Source organism: Streptomyces sp. NBC_00203, assembly GCF_045206325.1.
In the GTDB taxonomy this organism is placed as follows: Bacteria; Actinomycetota; Actinomycetes; order Streptomycetales; family Streptomycetaceae; genus Streptomyces; species Streptomyces lutosisoli.
This window is the reverse complement of the sequence record NZ_CP108126.1, coordinates 3,426,557-3,441,646: the sequence shown is the minus strand read 5'-3', so window position 1 is coordinate 3,441,646 and position 15,090 is coordinate 3,426,557. Positions and strand designations below refer to the sequence as shown.

Here is a 15,090-nt window from a genome sequence, read left to right as displayed (position 1 = left end):
TCGGCCGGTCCGTCGGTCCGTCGGTCATCCCGTGCGGCTCCCTGTCAGATGGGCGAAGACGACCACGTTGCCCTGGTACCCCGTCGTCTTCGAGTAGCCGCCGCCGCAGGTGATCACGCGCAGCTCGGGGCGGTGCGCGGCGCCGTACACCTTCTCGTCGGGGAAGTCGCGGGCCTCGTACACCTCGACGGCGTCGACGGCGAAGACGGCGGTGCTGCCGTCGCGCCGGTCCACCTCGATGGTGCCGCCCTTCTTGACGGCGCCGAGGTCGTAGAAGACGGCGGGGCCGTCGGCGTTGTCGACATGTCCGGCGACGATGGCGGTGCCTGTCTCGCCGGGGGTGGTGCCGGCCTCGTACCAGCCGGCGAGGTTCTTCTGCGCGGGCGGCGGCACGTCCAGGCTGCCCTGTGGGGTGAGGCCGAGGCCCATCAGCGGGGCGTTCACGCGGATCGAGGGGATGCGGATGCGCTCGGGCGGGGAGTGGCGCAGCGCGGGCGCTGCCGGCCCCTGGTCACCGGTGTCGGGGAAGGCCGCCTGGGCGGCGGACGGCTGGGGCGGCGCGTGGGTCTCGGCGCCACTGCACAGCAGCCAGGCACCGGTGCAGAGCGCGACGGCGGTGACGGATGCTATGGCGATGTTGCCGACACGGCCGGAACCGCCGGCCTTGTTGAAACGGCGCACGTGAGCCTTCTTTCTGCTGCTCCTCTACTCCTCTCTGGGTCCCGTTCCCCCTCCGGGCCGCGAGGGGCGTCGGGCCACGGAGGGGGAGGGGACGGCGGTACCGGTGGACGGACAGCGGAGGGTGTCCGTCAGATCCCGTCGCCTCTCGCCCGGCGATGCAGGAGCCAGGTACCGCCCGCGGCGGCGACGGCCAGGGCCGCCACTCCCGCCGCGGTCTGTGTGGGATCGGAGCCCAGTGCGCCGCCGACCCCCGTATTCACATGTCCGCGCGGCTGCTGGATCTGCGCGCGCATGGACGTCAGGGTGACCATCAGGTCGCCGGTGACGTGCTTGCCCCCGGAACACGTCGCGACGATCTCGTACGTCCCCGGCTGCGCGCTCGGCGGCACCCGGAACTGTCCGATCGAGTCGTGCTTGTGCGCGCTGGGGGCGAGGGTGAAGATGCCCGCACCCACCGCACTGGCGTCGCCCATCGCCGTCTCGTTACCGCACGCCGCCGTGTTGACGGTGACTTCGGAGCCCGGGACGACGGTGGAGGGCAACACCTCCAGGCTCCCCGCGGCCCCGCCGTACGCGGGCGCGGTGGCGAGGCCCGCGGCGGCGACGGCGAGCGCGGTACCGGTCATCAGACGGGCGGTACGTCGCATCGTGCTTGCTCCTCCGAGAGGGCGCGGCCCGCGACACCCCCAAGTGCCGCTGCGTCGGTCGTGCCCCTGCCCTACTGAGGTAAGTGGCACATGGGCGCGGCCGCTTCCTGAGGAACCGTCAGAAATGATGTGAATGGGTGTCAGGTGGGGTGGTGGAGAGGGGTGGCGCGGGGGCATTTCGGCAGGTCATCGGGGTGTGGGTGGGGCGCTGCGGAAAAGGATGCGAAGGGGGCGGGGCGGGGGTGTGAACGGGTGACTGGTGGCCGGGGGTGGGCGGCGTGAAGGGGGTGGTCGGGCCCTGCGTTGGCGGTGGCGCGTGTGTGGCTTGACCTCGACAAAGGTTGAGGTATGAGGCTGTGCGTCATGAAGACAGCCACAGCTGATTCCACCGTCCCCGTCCCTGCCCCCGCTCCCGCCGAGGCGTCCGACACCCCCGTTCGGGTCGCCGTCGTCATCGGCAGCAACCGCGAGGGCCGCTTCGGGCCCGTCGTCGCCGACTGGCTGCTGGCCAGGATCCGCGAACGCGACGACTTCACCGCCGAGGTGGTCGACGTCGCCGCCGTCCAGCTCCCCACGGCCCTCTCGCCGTCGCCGTCCCCCGAGGTGGCGGCCGAGCTGGCGAGGGTCTCGCCCGCCCTCGCCGCCGCCGACGCTTTCGTCGTCCTCACCCCCGAGTACAACCACTCCTACCCCGCCGGCCTGAAGAACCTCATCGACTGGCACTACGCCGAGTGGCGCGCCAAACCCGTCGCCCTCGTCTCCTACGGCGGCCTCTCCGGAGGCCTCCGCGCCGTCGAACACCTTCGCCAGGTCTTCGCGGAGCTGCACGCCGTGACCGTGCGGGACGCGGTGTCCTTTCACGGGGTCGGTGCCGCGTTCGACGAGGAGGGGGAGCCTCGCGACCCCGCCGGGCCGGGGGTGGCGGCGAAGGCGATGCTGGATCAACTTGGGTGGTGGGCACGGGCGTTGAGCGAGGCGAAGGGGAGGTGGCCGTACGCCGGTTAGAGGGTGGGTTTCCTCGCCCCCGCCACCCCTACCCGTCCCATCCCTGGGGGCTGCGCCCCCAGGCCCCCGCTAAAAGATTGCGCAGTTCCCCGCGCCCTTGGCGCAGCCGGACGAACGGCGGGTGCACGTCCAGCGCGATGCAGACGCTGGAGGGTGTGTACATGCCCCACTGCCGTGGGCTCAGCCCGGTGAACGGGGCTGTCCAGGAGGGCTCCGAAGCCGTTATCGCACCAGCCGCACCAAGATCATGTCAGCCCAATGCGGGGCGCTGCGCCGCACGTTCGAGGCGTTCGCAGGGCCAACCGTGTCATTCGATGGGCTCATTGTTGTGATCGCCGCCATTGCAGAGCCACAAGCCGGCGCCAGGGTCATACTCCACAGTCCCGCCACCGGCCATGCACGTTTTCCCGTCGACACTGGGTACGGCAGCCTGTGCAACAGAACCCATGGCGCCAAGAGCGGTCAGTATCACAGCGGCGGTGAATCCGAGAAGTCGTGTACGCATGAGGAGCTCCTGTAGGGGCGAGCGATACGTCATGACCAGCCTCACCCCGCACCGCGTCAAGGCGTGCACCCTGTTACTCCAAACGGGTGACGTGTGTGCCCCGTGCCGTTGTACGGGAGGCGCTCCCGGGGTGTGCGCTCCAGGTGCGTTCACCCAGGTGCAAGCAGCAGGCTGGTGTCATGGAGAACACGCCCGCGGTATCCGTAGGGGCACCAGATGACCTCGGCTTGCGGAAAGTCGTGATCAACGGAAATGCTGTAGGCAAGGTGCGGTCCCCCGGGGAACTGCAAAGACTCCTGCGTCGTGCCGGTGTGGCGTTCGGCCACGACATCCATTGGCTCGGCGGAGACTGCACTGTCTGGCCCGATCGCCCGTGGCGGCGACGAACAATTGGCACCCTGATGGCAGTCGGCCTCCTCGCGACTGCAAGCGTGCTCATCAAGATCGGCAAAGCGGACACTCTTGATGCCCTTACCTACGCCGGACGAATCGAAGGAGCTACTTTCCTTCTCTTGGCTCTGGTGGAAGTGATTGCCGCAACAGCCACCCTCGACTATTGGCGCAAGCGGCGAATAAATTACTCCGGGGCGGTAATTCTGTTCGGAGTCTCGGCCGCCCTTGGCGTCAGCTTGTTGCTACTTATGCTGCAGATCAGCGGCCGGGTTTACAGTCCTTGGTTGCTGCTTTGGATAGCTCTCGTGCTCTGGTCTTCATGGGCTCTGTGGATACTCGTCCGCGACCGGGCGTACAAGGGTCTTCTCCATCCTAGGCGAATCGCGATCGGGGCGATTGTCTCCGTCCTCCTCGGACTCACCAACTTGGCATATTCGCAGGTCTATGTTCCCTATGTGAGGTCTCCGCTGGTGGAGAGTGCGGCTGAATTCAGGGGACCAAGTTTGAACGGGGAAGGGACGAAGATGTACCTGCCGGTTCATCTGTACGTAAGGAACTCTGGCCAGGTTCCGGTCTACCTTCTCGGCAGCATCTACTGGATCCGTGCCAGGTCCGCGAGCACTTTGAAATACAAGTTGATCGACTCTCGTGAGTTCATCACGCCGTCGGGGCGAGTGTTGAATCCGGGAGAAGAATTTGCGCAAGATGTGGTCGTCAAGATCGAGAAGCCTGGCAAGTTCGACTATGAATCGGTCAGCGCCCAGGCCGAGGTGTACGTGGTCAGGAAAGACAGAATGACAATGACTGCTGATTATGGGCGTTCCGGGAAGAATGTCGGGACCCTCAGGGCGAAAGGCAAAGATCAAGATCCTCCGGGTCCCTCCGACCCTTACTTCAGATATCAATCTGAGATCTCGAACAGTAGTGAGATTCTCAATGTGACTCGAGGTCGGCAACGTGTAACACTGTGGTGGGTGAATCATCCTGGCAAGCCATACATCTATGTAGATGTGGCGCCGCCGGGTGAAAGGAAAGCCTTTGACATCAATAGTCTCGCTGCGAGGGAAGATACTATTGAACGGTACGGTCTCGCAGAGGTGCGTGGCTCAGTGGCACAGATGCCCTTCGCGGAACTCCTGGAGAAGGCTCAGGATGCGCGCCCCACCCAGTGATTCGCATACCCGAACCGCTCCGTACGGGCATCGGTCGACGGCCGTACGGGGTGAACGAGACCGGTGTGAGGGACGGCTCTCGGCGCCATCGTGCTCTCTTGTGTCTCGGGCTCAGTGCTGACCGTGACGGTCGTCAGGCTCATCCCGTCGCCCGTCCCTTTGAACGGCTCGGGACGTGAATCGCCTACGGCCGTACGTCACCCACGACCGTGAGCGACCGAGCGACCCGGAACCCCACGTCGTCCACCCGGAACGTCGGGTGGCTGCGGCGCCGCGCGGACGCCCGGCAGCTCCAGTGTTCGTCGAACCAGCCGCCGCCGCGCAGTACCCGGTAGCTGCCGTAGACCTCGGGGTCGTAGACGTCCCAGCACCAGTCCCAGACGTTGCCGAGCATGTCGTAAAGGCCCCACGGGTTGGGCCGCTTGCCGCCCACGTCGTGGATCCGTTCGTCGGAGTTGCCGCGGAACCAGGCGATCTCGTCGAGGGGTCCGTAGTGCGGTCCGGCGGTGCCGGCGCGGCAGGCGTGCTCCCACTCGGCCTCGGTCGGCAGCCGGTATCCGTCGGCGGACGCGTCCCACTCGATCGCCTCGGCCGCCTCGACCGACTCAACCCGCTCGGCGCCTTCGTCACCGCCCTCGACGTGGAGGCGGTACGCGGGCGTGAATCCTTCCCGCTCGGAGAGGGCGTTGCAGAACCGGACCGCGTCCCACCACGACACGCTCTCCACGGGCAGCCGGTCCCCGTGGGCGACGCTCGGCCGCCGGCCCGTGACCTGCGCGTACAGCGCCTGCGTGACCGGGAACGCCGCCAGCTCGTAGGGCGCGACCTCGACCGCCCAACTCCGTTGAGTACGACGGTCTGACAGCGTCACCTGCCCCGGCGGGACGGCGACCATTGCCGGCCGCCCCGAGGGGATCGCGGTCGTCTCGTCCCCAGCGTTCCCAGCGAATCCGGCGTCCCCAGCGGCTCCGGCGTTTCCATCGTTCGAGCCCATGGGCAGGCGATCTTATCCGCACCCACCCGCCCATGGGCCGACGCACACCGTCAGGCCGGCCGGCGGATCAGCTCACCGACACCGCCGACCAAGCCGCCGCCACCGCGTTGTACTCCGTACTCCCCGCGCCGTACAGATCCTTCGCCGCGTTCAGCGTGGCCGTACGGGCGGCCGCGTAGTTCGTGGAGGACGTCATGTAGACCGTCAGCGCCCGGTACCAGATCTTGCCGAGCTTGTCCCGGCCGATGCCCGTCACCGTCGAGCCGTTACACGTAGGGGAGTTGTAGCTGACCCCATTGATCGTCTTCGCGCCGCTGCCCTCCGCCAGCAAGTACGCGAAGTGGTTCGCGACGCCCGACGAATAGTGCACGTCCAGGTTCCCCACCGAACTGCTCCAGCAGTCCGCCGAGTTGCCGTCCTTCGACGGCTTGTCCATGAACCTGAGTGCCGCCTTGCCGAAGCCGGAGCGGACGATCTTCTCGCCGATCAAGTAGTCGCCCACGTCGGACGAGTTGTTGGCGTACCACTCCACGAGGGTGCCGAATATGTCGGACGTCGCCTCGTTGAGGCCGCCGGACTCGCCCGAGTACGTCAGCGCCGCCGTCTTCGAGGTGACGCCGTGGGACATCTCGTGGCCCGCCACGTCCAGGGCGACCAGCGGGCCGAACGTCGTCCCGTCACCGTCGCCGTACGTCATGCAGAAACAAGTGTCGTCCCAGAAGGCGTTGTTGTAGCTGCTGCCGTAGTGCACGCGGTTGTACGAGCCCTTGCCGTCGCCCGCGATACCGCTGCGGCCATGGACGTTCTTGTAGTAGTCCCAGGTCTCGTTCGTGCCGTACTGCGCGTCCACCGCGGCGGACGAGCGGTCCGAAGCCGCGCCCGTTCCCCAGTGGTTGTCCGTGTCCGTGAACACCGTCGAGGGGGCGCGGCTGATGCAGATCCCGAGGATGCAGAGGTCTGTCTTGTTCGCCGCGTCGCCCGTGTATGTGTTGCCGCGCGTCGGGTCCTTCAGCTGGTACGTCGATCCCGACAGCGTGGTCTCCAGCGGGACCGTGCCGCTGTAGAGCGACTGGCCGTCGCCGGCCGCCGTCTCGATGGTGTCCCAGGCGTCGATCTGCGCGCCCGTGCGGGCGTCGGTGAGGACGGTGCGGGCGACCGGGTTGCCCAGCGAGTCCTGGGCCACCGCGTTGGTGCGCCAGGCGAGCTTCGGAGTGCCGTGCAGGGCGTCGACGACCAGCTGCGGCTTGGCCGTCACCTTCTTCAGGGCCTCACCCAGGTTGGCGGCGCGCAGCGCGTTGACCGCGAGGTCGGCGGCCTTCGGGGCCGACAGCTCGGGGGTCACGCTCGTCAGGGAGATGGCGCGCTTCGTCGCGCGGTTCGCGCTGCGGTAGCTGCCGTTCGGAGCCAGGTGGACGACGAAGTCGCCGCCCAGGACCGGGAGTTCACGGTACGTACGGTCGTAGCGCACATGCTGGCTGCCGTCCGCGTCGACGACGACGTCACGAACCTTGGTGCCCTGGGTGGAGGTCAGACCCAGGCTCGCGGCCTGGTCCAGCAGCGCCGACGTCGCGTTCTTGATCGCGGTGGTCCGGCTCGGCCGGGCGGCCGCGTCCGCGGTGGGGGAGAGCGCGGCCGCCAGCAATGTGGCGGTGGTCGCGGCTATGCCGGCGGTGACGAAACGGGAACCTCGGATGTGCCGTATCCGACTCATCGGTCTCCTAGGGAAGGCGCCGTGGGGAGGGCGCGTGGGGGTGGTGGCGCTGGAGTTGACTCAGATTTAAAGGTCCATGACATGCCATGTCCAGAGCGCGTGCTGGCGGATGTGTGTGGGTGTGTGAGGGTGTGTGAGGGGTGAGAATCGTTTCTGCAAAGGCCGGAGCGACGGCTTCCGTGCAGCGTCGAAGGGACACGATCATGGCCACGGTCGGACGGCCGCCGCACGTGCGACTGCCCTTCTTCGTCTACGGCACCCTGCGCCCCGGCGAGCACAACCACGACCTCTTCCTGCGCGGCCGTACGGAGTCCGAGGAGCCGGGACGCATGCGCGGGATCGTCCTGTACGACGGGCCCGGCTATCCGTACGCCGTCGAGGAACCCGGGGGAGTGGTGAGCGGCGAACTCGTGACCGCGCTGCCCGAGGCGTACGAGGAACTCCTGGCGGCGCTCGACGAGTTGGAGGAGTACGCGCCGGGCGATCCGCGCAACCTGTACGAGCGGGTCGTGCGCGAGGTCACGAGCGCGGACGGGACGACGGTCGTACGGGCCTGGGTGTACGTAGCCGCCCCCACCGTCGCCGCCTGGCTGCGGGCCCGCGGCAAGCTCGTCGAGAGCGGGGACTGGCACGGCGGCTGACCCTGGCCGAAGTGCACTCGTGCGAGTGGCCACCCCGTGCGCCCCCGCCACCCCGTACGGTTCCGCCCCTAGGGTCCGGCCATGACCGACAGCGACATCACCCGGCGCCGTGCCCTCGCGCTGGGCGGCGCGGCCACCGGCGCCGCCCTGGGCATCGGGCTCACCTCCTCGTGCTCCTCGGACTCCGACTCGAAGACGTCCTCGGGTGCGTCCGCGGGCGCGTCGGGTTCCGCCGGAGCCACCGCCCAGGCCGCCTCCGACACCTGCGTGCTCAACCCCACGGTCACGCAAGGGCCGTACTACCTGGACGGCGCGCTGTTCCGGAAGGACATCACCGACGGCAAGCAGGGCGTCCCGCTGACGGTGCGGCTGACCGTGCGGGACCAGACCGGGTCCTGCGCCCCGGTGTCCGGCGCGGCCGTCGAGATCTGGCACTGCGACGCCTGGGGCTACTACTCCGGCTACACCACCGCCAACCCCGGCGGCTCCGCGCCCGCCGAGAGCGAGGACACCAGCGGTGCCGACGACAAGACGTATCTGCGCGGCTTCCAGACGACCGGCGACGACGGGGTGGTGGAGTTCACGACGATCTACCCCGGCTGGTACACACCGCGCGCCACGCACATCCACGTCAAGGTGCACACCGGCGGCAGGAAGGCCGACAACACCTATGAGGGCGGCAAGGTCAACTGGACGGGGCAGCTCTTCTTCGACGACAGGTACGGGGAAGAGGTCTACAAGAAGTCCCCGTACAGCCGGCACACCGGGAGCTGGACCCGGCTCGACGACGACATGGTCTACGCCGGGGGCGGCGCCAAGGACGGGCTCATGACCCTCACCGGGTCCGTGGATTCCGGCTTCACCGGCACGCTGACCGTGGGGATCGACCCGGACAGGGAGAACTCCGGGGCGGGCACGGGCGGCGGGGGCAGCCAGTCGCCCAGCGGACCGCCGCCGAGCGGGATGCCCAGCGGGATGCCCAGTGGCACCCCGGGCGCGACGATGCCGCCCGACGCCGCGAGCGCGTCCGCGACCTCGTAGCCCTCAGCCCCTCAGGCCCCCTGCGGCGGGGATGCCAACACCCCGGCCGATACCCCTACTTCGCCGTCTCCACCCGCACCGCGCACGTCTTGAACTCGGGCATCCGCGAGGTGGGGTCGAGGGCCGGGTTGGTCAGGGTGTTGGCCCGGCCCTCGCCCGGCCAGTGGAAGGGCATGAACACGGTGTCGGGGCGGATGGTGGTCGTGATCCGGGCCGGCGCGACGGCCCGCCCGCGCCGTGACACCACTGCCACCGCGTCGCCGTCCGCCGCCCCGAGCCGCTCGGCCAGCCGCGGATGCATCTCCACGAACGGCCCGGGCGCCGCGGCGTTCAGCTCGTCGACGCGCCGTGTCTGGGCGCCCGACTGGTACTGCGCGACGACGCGCCCGGTGGTCAGCAGCACCGGGTACTCGTCGTCCGGTTCCTCGGCGGCGGCCCGGTGCGACACAGGGACGAACCGCGCGCGGCCGTCCTCGGTGGCGAAACGGTCGAGGAAGAGGCGGGGAGTGCCCGGGTGGACGCCGCCGTCCAGCCTGTCGCCAGGGAGGTCGTCCGGGGCGCCGTCCTCGGCCGGGTCGTCCGGGAACACGTCCAGCGAGGCGTCCTCGCAGTCGCCGATGCTTTCAGTACTGCCCGTGTCGTCCGTGCCGTCCGTGCTGTCCGGCGCCGGGCACGGCCAGAACACCCCGTTCTCCTCCGCCAGCCGCCGATAGGTGATCCCCGAGTAGTCCGCAGGCCCGCCCGCGCTCGCCCGGCGCAGCTCGTCGAAGACCTCCTCCGGGTCCGTCGGGAAGCCCTTCTCCACGCCGAGGCGGGCGGCCAGTTCATGGAGGACGTCGAGGTCGCTGCGTATGCCCTCGGGAGGGGTGATCGCCCGGCGGCGCAGCAGCACACGGCCCTCCAGGTTCGTCGTCGTGCCCGTCTCCTCGGCCCATTGCGTCACCGGCAGGACGACGTCCGCGAGGGCGGCCGTCTCGGAGAGGACGACGTCCGCGACCGCCAGGAAGTCCAGGGACTTCAGCCGCTCCTCGATGTGCGCGGCGCGGGGTGCGGACACCACCGGGTTCGAGCCCATCAGCAGCAGGGAGTGGATGTCCGTACCCATCGCGTCGAGGAGTTCGTACGCGCTGCGGCCCGGCCCCGGCAGCGAGTCGGGGTCCACGCCCCACACCTCGGCCACATGGCGCCGCGCCGCCGGGTCCGTCAGTTTGCGGTAGCCGGGCAACTGGTCGGCCTTCTGGCCGTGTTCGCGCCCGCCCTGCCCGTTGCCCTGCCCTGTGAGGCAGCCGTACCCGGACAGCGGGCGTCCCGAACGGCCTGTCGCCAGGCACAGGTTGATCCACGCGCCCACCGTGTCCGTGCCCTTGGACTGCTGCTCGGGCCCGCGCGCGGTGAGCACCATCGCGGCTTCCGGCTCGCAGAACAGCCGTACGGCCTCGCGGAGTTGGGGAACGGATACCCCCGTGATCCGCTCCACGTACTCCGGCCAGTGCGCCATGGCCGCCGCCCGTGTCTCCTCCCAGCCGCTCGTACGGGACTGGATGTACTCCTCGTCCGTACGGCCCTCGGAGACGATGAGATGGAGCAGGCCGAGGGCGAGTGCCAGGTCCGTGCCGGGGCGGGGCGCGAGATGCAGGTCCGCCTGCTCGGCCGTGCGGGTGCGGCGCGGGTCGATGACGATCAGCGTGCCGCCGTTCTCCTTCAGCTCGGTGAGATAGCGCAGCGCGGGCGGCATCGTCTCGGCGAGGTTGGAGCCGACGAGGATCACGCAGCCGGTCCTCGGGATGTCCTCCAGGGGGAAGGGCAGCCCCCGGTCCAGGCCGAATGCCTTGATGCCGGCGGCCGCCGCGGACGACATACAGAAGCGGCCGTTGTAGTCGATCTGCGAGGTGCGGAGGACGACGCGGGCGAACTTCCCGAGGGCGTACGCCTTCTCGTTCGTCAGTCCGCCCCCGCCGAACACCCCGCACGCGTCCGGACCATGCTCCGTGCGCGTGCGGGACAGCCCTTCGGTGATCCGGTCGAGCGCCTCGTCCCAGCCGGCGGGCTCCAGGACGCCATCCTTGCGGATCAGCGGCGAGGTCAGCCGCACCCGGGACGACAGCACCGCGGGCGCCGTACGCCCCTTGCCGCACAGCGCGCCCCGGTTGACCGGGAAGTCGGCGCGCTCGGTCACCTCGACGCCACCGTCGGCCGCGGGCGTCAGATTCATCCCGCACTGCAAGGCGCAGTACGGGCAGTGGGTGGGCGTCGCGGAGGTGTCCATACCGTTCAGCGTGCGTCGGGCGTGTTACGCGCCGGAACAGGGAGCGTTACGCGGCCGGGACGGGGACCTCCCGGCCGGGCCCGGCCCGCGGTGAGGCACACGGTGATGCCTGTGGTGACGCCCGCTCGTCGGCGCACAGACCCCCACCTACAGTCGCCGCCGACCGATACGGAAGTTGCCCGTGTTACAGAAGACGCCTCGTGTGGCTTGTTCCGTACCGTAGTTGGCCGACTACGCCTTGTTGAGAGTTTGAGCTCCGGGACTACAGTCGGGCCCCGCAAGACCCCGCACGGCGTTCGACATACCGGGCGTGCCGCCGCTGACCCCGGAGTAGGCATCCGTCATTCGAAACAGCCAGGAGGTCTCCCGAACCATGCCTCTGCGCCATCTCACCCCCCACGACCAGGCCCTTTTCTGGCGATTCGGCCGAGGACCCGCCGTCGCCGTCCCGGACCCGCTCATCCACCGCGCCGTCGAACGACAGGCCGCGGCCACCCCCCACGCCGTCGCCGCCGAACACCGGGGCGCCACGATCACGTACGGCGAGCTGAACCGCTACGCGGACGCGCTTGCCGCCCGCCTCGTCCGTGAGGGCGTACGCCCCGGCGACCACGTCGGCCTCTTCGTACGCCGTTCGATCCCGATGCTCGTCGGACTCCTCGGCACACTGAAGGCGGGCGCCGCCTACGTCCCGCAGGACATCGGGCTGACCCCGGCGGCCCAGCTGAGACATGTCGTGCGCGGCGCGGCGACGCGCGTCGTGCTCACCCTGGCGGAGCACGCGCACCGCGTTCCCTTACCGCCGGGCGGCCTGCTGATCGCGCTCGACGAGCCGACGCCGTACGAGCCGGAGCCGGGCCGCCCGTTCTCCGTGGCGGCCGTCCGCCCGGACGACGGCTGCTACGTCCTGTTCACCTCCGGCACCACCGGCCGGCCCAACGGCGTCAAGGTCACCCACCGAAACGTCGCGAACATCCTGCTCACCGAGCCGGGCGCGCTCGGCGTCCGCCCCGGCGAACGCGTGGCCCAACTCCTCAACATCGCCTTCGACATGGCGGCCTGGGAGATCCTCGGCTGCCTCACGCACGGCGGCACGCTGGTCATCCGCGACAAGGACATCGCGGCGACGGCCCGCACGGCGGACGTCCTCATCGCCACGCCGACCGTCCTGTCCGGCATCGACCCGGCGCACTGCCCGCACGTACGGGCCGTCGCCGTCGCGGGAGAGCCCTGCCCGCGCCCGCTCGCCGACCTGTGGGCGCGGCGCACCGCCTTCCACAACTCCTGCGGCCCGACCGAGACGACGATCGTGAACACGATGCGCCGCCACGACCCGGCGGATCCGCTGCTCACCATCGGCCGCCCCACCCCCAACAACACGGTGTACGTCCTCGACGGGCGCCGCCGGCCGGTGCCCATCGGCGAGGTGGGCGAGATGTGGGCGGGCGGCGACTGCGTCTCGGCGGGCTATCTGGGCAACCCGGACCTGACCGCCGAGCGGTACGCGCCGGACCCCTTCCTCGGCGGGGGCCGGCGGATGTTCCGCACCCGCGACCTCGGCCGCTGGACCCTCGACGGCGAACTCGAACACCTCGGCCGCACCGACGATCAGGTCAAGGTCCGCGGCTTCCGCGTCGAACTCGACGCCGTCTCCTCGGTGCTGGAATCGGTGGCGGGCTGCGCCCGCGCGGTGACCCTGAAACGCGACGCCCGCACGCTCGTCTCGTTCGTCTGCCCGGCGGACGTCGACCCGGAAACCGCCCGCCGCGCGGTGGCGAACGCCCTCCCGTACTACTGCGTCCCCTCCGACGTCCTGCCCCTTGCCACGCTCCCCGAGACCGACCGCGGCAAGATCGACAAGTCGGCGCTGCTGCGGCTGGCGGAGGAGCGGTTCGAGGTGGTCGCGCGATGACGTCGTCCCCGCCGAGGACACAGCCTTCCGCGGATGTCCGGCTCCCGGGCGGCGACGAGACCGCCGCACTGCCCCCGCTGACGTCCGCCCCGCGCCGCCTCCTCAAACACCCCCGCCTGATGCACTACAACCGCCTGGCCGCACTGGTCGTCGCGGCGAACCTCGCCTACCTGTACGCGAGTTGGCCCCACTCGCCCCGGACCATCGGCCACGCTGCCCTCGCGAACCTCGCGCTCGCCGTGGTCGTCCGCCAGCAGTACGTCATCAACCTGGCTTTCCAGCTGGCCACTTGGGCGCCGACATCGTGGCCGCTGAAGGTGCGCTGGACACTGGGGAAGGTGTACCACTTCGGCGGTCTGCACGTCGGGGGCGCGCTGGCGGGTTCGGCGTGGTTCGTGGCCGGGACGGTGCTGGCGACGATGAACCGCACGGACAACACCGCACCCCTGGCGACCAGTTGGGCCCTCCTGGCCCTGCTTGCCGTGATCATCGCCACCGCGCTGCCACCCTTCCGCTCCCGCTTCCACGACCACTTCGAGAAGATCCACCGGTTCGGCGGCTGGACGGCGCTGGCCCTGTTCTGGGCCCATGCCGTGCTGTCCGCCCCGGACCCGGTGTCCTTCTCGGTCCTGGCCGTCGTCACCTTCAGCGTGGCGCGGCCGTGGCTGCGGCTGCGCAAGGTGGACGTACGGATCGAACGCCCCTCCCCGCATGTGGTGCTGGCCCGCTTCGATCACGGGGTGACCCCGTTCGCGGGCTCGTCGACGGCGATCAGCCGCAGCCCGCTCAAGGAGTGGCACTCCTTCGCGAACGTACCGGCGCCCGGCCGCCCCGGCTTCCGGCTCACCATCTCCCGTGCGGGGGACTGGACGGGTTCGTTCATCGACGACATGCCGTCGCGGGTATGGGTGAAGGGCATCACGACGGCCGGGGTCGCGAACATCGAGACCCTGTTCAAGAGAGTGGTCTACGTCGCCACCGGTAGCGGCATCGGCCCCTGCCTGCCGCACCTGCTGGCCGCCGAGGTCCCCGCACGCCTGGTCTGGGCGACCCGCGACCCCCGTACGACATACGGCGACGCCCTCGTCGACGAGATCCTCGCCGTCCAGCCGCACGCCCTCGTCTGGGACACCTCCCGGCACGGCAAGCCCGACATGGTGCGCCTCGCGTACGCCGCGTACCGCGACTTCGACGCCGAGGCCGTCATCTGCATCTCCAACAAGAAACTCACCTGGCAGGTGGTGCAGGGCCTGGAACGGCGCGGGATTCCGGCATACGGCGCGATCTGGGACTCGTAACCCGCCTATGGGAAAGGAGAGTTGATGAACAACCTCAAGATCGAACAGGACGGCGGGGTGGTGACCGTACGCCTGCACCGCCCGCACGTCCTCAACGCACTGAGCGCGGAGTTGCTCACTGAACTCCTGGACATCCTGCGCCCGTTGGACGAGGACCCCCAGGTCGGCTGCTTCGTGATCACGGGATCCGAGCGGGCCTTCGCGGCGGGCGCCGACATCAAGGAGATGGCGGGGAGGACGGCGTCCGAGATGGCGGCGGAGGACTACTTCTCCGGGTGGGAGGAGTTCGCCGCTTTCCGCACCCCGAAGATCGCTGCCGTCAACGGCCTCGCGCTGGGCGGCGGTTGCGAGCTGGCGATGATGTGCGACCTGATCATCGCGGGCGAGTCGGCCGCCTTCGGCCAGCCGGAGATCAGGCTCGGCGTGATCCCCGGCATCGGCGGCACCCAGCGGCTGACGCGACTGGTGGGCCGGGCCAAGGCGATGGACCTGATCCTCACGGGCCGCACGATGGACGCGCAGGAGGCGGAACGCGCGGGCCTGGTGTCCCGCGTGGTCCCCGACGGCCGTGTCCTCCCCGAGGCGCTGGAGGCGGCCACGGTCATCGCCTCGTACGGCCGTCCGGCGGTCACCGCCGCCCGTGAGTGCGTGGACCGAGCCCTGGAGACGGGGCTTGGCGACGGCGTTCTCTTCGAACGCCGGGTGTTCCACGGGCTGTTCGCGACGGAGGACCAGAAGGAGGGGATGAGCGCGTTCCTGGAGAAGCGGACGCCCGTCTTCAAGGGACGCTGAGATCCGGTGGCCGGGGATGGGGGCGGCCCCCG

The 15,090-nt window shown here is 69.7% G+C and carries 12 protein-coding genes and 1 pseudogene; 8 read left to right on the top strand and 5 right to left on the bottom strand.

Going from position 1 to position 15,090, the window contains the following annotated elements; translation table 11 throughout:
• Nucleotides 1-24 precede the first annotated feature (24 nt).
• On the bottom strand, nucleotides 25-681 hold the full coding sequence (locus OG975_RS15575) for a class F sortase (RefSeq protein WP_406329765.1): 657 nt from the start codon (nucleotides 679-681) through the stop codon (nucleotides 25-27).
• Between the two features lie 128 nt (nucleotides 682-809).
• Nucleotides 810-1,328 carry a hypothetical protein gene (locus tag OG975_RS15570; protein WP_406329763.1) on the bottom strand — a complete coding sequence of 173 codons (519 nt, stop codon included), beginning with the start codon at nucleotides 1,326-1,328 and terminating at the stop codon, nucleotides 810-812.
• A gap of 363 nt (nucleotides 1,329-1,691) precedes the next feature.
• Between OG975_RS15570 and OG975_RS15565 the strand changes: the two genes are divergently transcribed.
• From OG975_RS15565 to OG975_RS15555, 3 genes and pseudogenes are all read left to right on the top strand, one after another.
• Entirely contained in the window at nucleotides 1,692-2,333 is a 642-nt protein-coding gene (locus OG975_RS15565; protein ID WP_406329762.1) for an NADPH-dependent FMN reductase, read from the top strand.
• A 906-nt stretch (nucleotides 2,334-3,239) separates the two neighbouring features.
• On the top strand, nucleotides 3,240-4,403 hold the full coding sequence (locus OG975_RS15560; RefSeq protein ID WP_406329761.1) for a hypothetical protein: 1,164 nt from the start codon (nucleotides 3,240-3,242) through the stop codon (nucleotides 4,401-4,403).
• A 16-nt stretch (nucleotides 4,404-4,419) separates the two neighbouring features.
• Nucleotides 4,420-4,616, top strand: a pseudogene (locus tag OG975_RS15555) (hypothetical protein); the annotation flags it as partial.
• On the opposite strand, the gene OG975_RS15550 reads toward OG975_RS15555, so the two are convergent.
• Entirely contained in the window at nucleotides 4,588-5,298 is a 711-nt protein-coding gene (locus tag OG975_RS15550; RefSeq protein WP_406329760.1) for a formylglycine-generating enzyme family protein, read from the bottom strand. The pseudogene OG975_RS15555 and the gene OG975_RS15550 overlap by 29 nt on opposite strands.
• Before the next feature lie 166 nt (nucleotides 5,299-5,464).
• A complete protein-coding gene (locus tag OG975_RS15545) occupies nucleotides 5,465-7,108 on the bottom strand; it encodes a M4 family metallopeptidase (RefSeq protein WP_406329759.1) in 1,644 nt (547 codons plus the stop codon).
• A gap of 203 nt (nucleotides 7,109-7,311) precedes the next feature.
• Here OG975_RS15545 and OG975_RS15540 point away from each other — a divergent pair, with 203 nt between their 5' ends.
• Nucleotides 7,312-7,749: a gamma-glutamylcyclotransferase family protein gene (locus tag OG975_RS15540; RefSeq protein WP_406329758.1), complete on the top strand. Its 438-nt coding sequence runs from the start codon at nucleotides 7,312-7,314 to the stop codon at nucleotides 7,747-7,749.
• A gap of 81 nt (nucleotides 7,750-7,830) precedes the next feature.
• Nucleotides 7,831-8,790 (top strand): intradiol ring-cleavage dioxygenase, encoded by a 960-nt coding sequence (locus OG975_RS15535; RefSeq protein ID WP_406329757.1) that lies wholly within the window; start codon nucleotides 7,831-7,833, stop codon nucleotides 8,788-8,790.
• Between the two features lie 55 nt (nucleotides 8,791-8,845).
• Here OG975_RS15535 and OG975_RS15530 read toward each other — a convergent pair whose 3' ends face one another.
• Nucleotides 8,846-11,056, bottom strand: a complete 2,211-nt coding sequence (locus OG975_RS15530; RefSeq protein ID WP_406329756.1) for a molybdopterin oxidoreductase family protein — start codon at nucleotides 11,054-11,056, stop codon at nucleotides 8,846-8,848.
• A 373-nt stretch (nucleotides 11,057-11,429) separates the two neighbouring features.
• Between OG975_RS15530 and OG975_RS15525 the strand changes: the two genes are divergently transcribed.
• Genes OG975_RS15525 through OG975_RS15515 form a run of 3 tightly spaced genes read left to right on the top strand, consistent with a single transcriptional unit; the run spans nucleotide 11,430 to nucleotide 15,058 of the window.
• Nucleotides 11,430-12,968 carry an amino acid adenylation domain-containing protein gene (locus tag OG975_RS15525; protein ID WP_406329755.1) on the top strand — a complete coding sequence of 513 codons (1,539 nt, stop codon included), beginning with the start codon at nucleotides 11,430-11,432 and terminating at the stop codon, nucleotides 12,966-12,968.
• Complete coding sequence (locus OG975_RS15520) at nucleotides 12,965-14,266, top strand: hypothetical protein (protein WP_406329754.1); 1,302 nt, start codon at nucleotides 12,965-12,967, stop codon at nucleotides 14,264-14,266. Before OG975_RS15525 ends, OG975_RS15520 begins: the two co-directional genes overlap by 4 nt.
• A gap of 24 nt (nucleotides 14,267-14,290) precedes the next feature.
• Nucleotides 14,291-15,058, top strand: coding sequence for an enoyl-CoA hydratase-related protein (locus OG975_RS15515; protein WP_406329753.1), 768 nt, complete (start codon nucleotides 14,291-14,293; stop codon nucleotides 15,056-15,058).
• The last annotated feature ends 32 nt before the right edge of the window (nucleotides 15,059-15,090 follow it).

Excerpts from the sequence above, each read along its gene's own strand:
- OG975_RS15570 (WP_406329763.1), bottom strand. The coding sequence starts at position 1,328 with ATGCGACGTACCGCCCGTCTGATGACCGGTACCGCGCTCGCCGTCGCC.
- OG975_RS15565 (WP_406329762.1), top strand. The coding sequence starts at position 1,692 with ATGAAGACAGCCACAGCTGATTCCACCGTCCCCGTCCCTGCCCCCGCT.
- OG975_RS15560 (WP_406329761.1), top strand. The coding sequence starts at position 3,240 with ATGGCAGTCGGCCTCCTCGCGACTGCAAGCGTGCTCATCAAGATCGGC.
- OG975_RS15550 (WP_406329760.1), bottom strand. The coding sequence starts at position 5,298 with ATGGTCGCCGTCCCGCCGGGGCAGGTGACGCTGTCAGACCGTCGTACT.
- OG975_RS15545 (WP_406329759.1), bottom strand. The coding sequence starts at position 7,108 with ATGAGTCGGATACGGCACATCCGAGGTTCCCGTTTCGTCACCGCCGGC.
- OG975_RS15540 (WP_406329758.1), top strand. The coding sequence starts at position 7,312 with ATGGCCACGGTCGGACGGCCGCCGCACGTGCGACTGCCCTTCTTCGTC.
- OG975_RS15535 (WP_406329757.1), top strand. The coding sequence starts at position 7,831 with ATGACCGACAGCGACATCACCCGGCGCCGTGCCCTCGCGCTGGGCGGC.
- OG975_RS15530 (WP_406329756.1), bottom strand. The coding sequence starts at position 11,056 with ATGGACACCTCCGCGACGCCCACCCACTGCCCGTACTGCGCCTTGCAG.
- OG975_RS15525 (WP_406329755.1), top strand. The coding sequence starts at position 11,430 with ATGCCTCTGCGCCATCTCACCCCCCACGACCAGGCCCTTTTCTGGCGA.
- OG975_RS15520 (WP_406329754.1), top strand. The coding sequence starts at position 12,965 with ATGACGTCGTCCCCGCCGAGGACACAGCCTTCCGCGGATGTCCGGCTC.
- OG975_RS15515 (WP_406329753.1), top strand. The coding sequence starts at position 14,291 with ATGAACAACCTCAAGATCGAACAGGACGGCGGGGTGGTGACCGTACGC.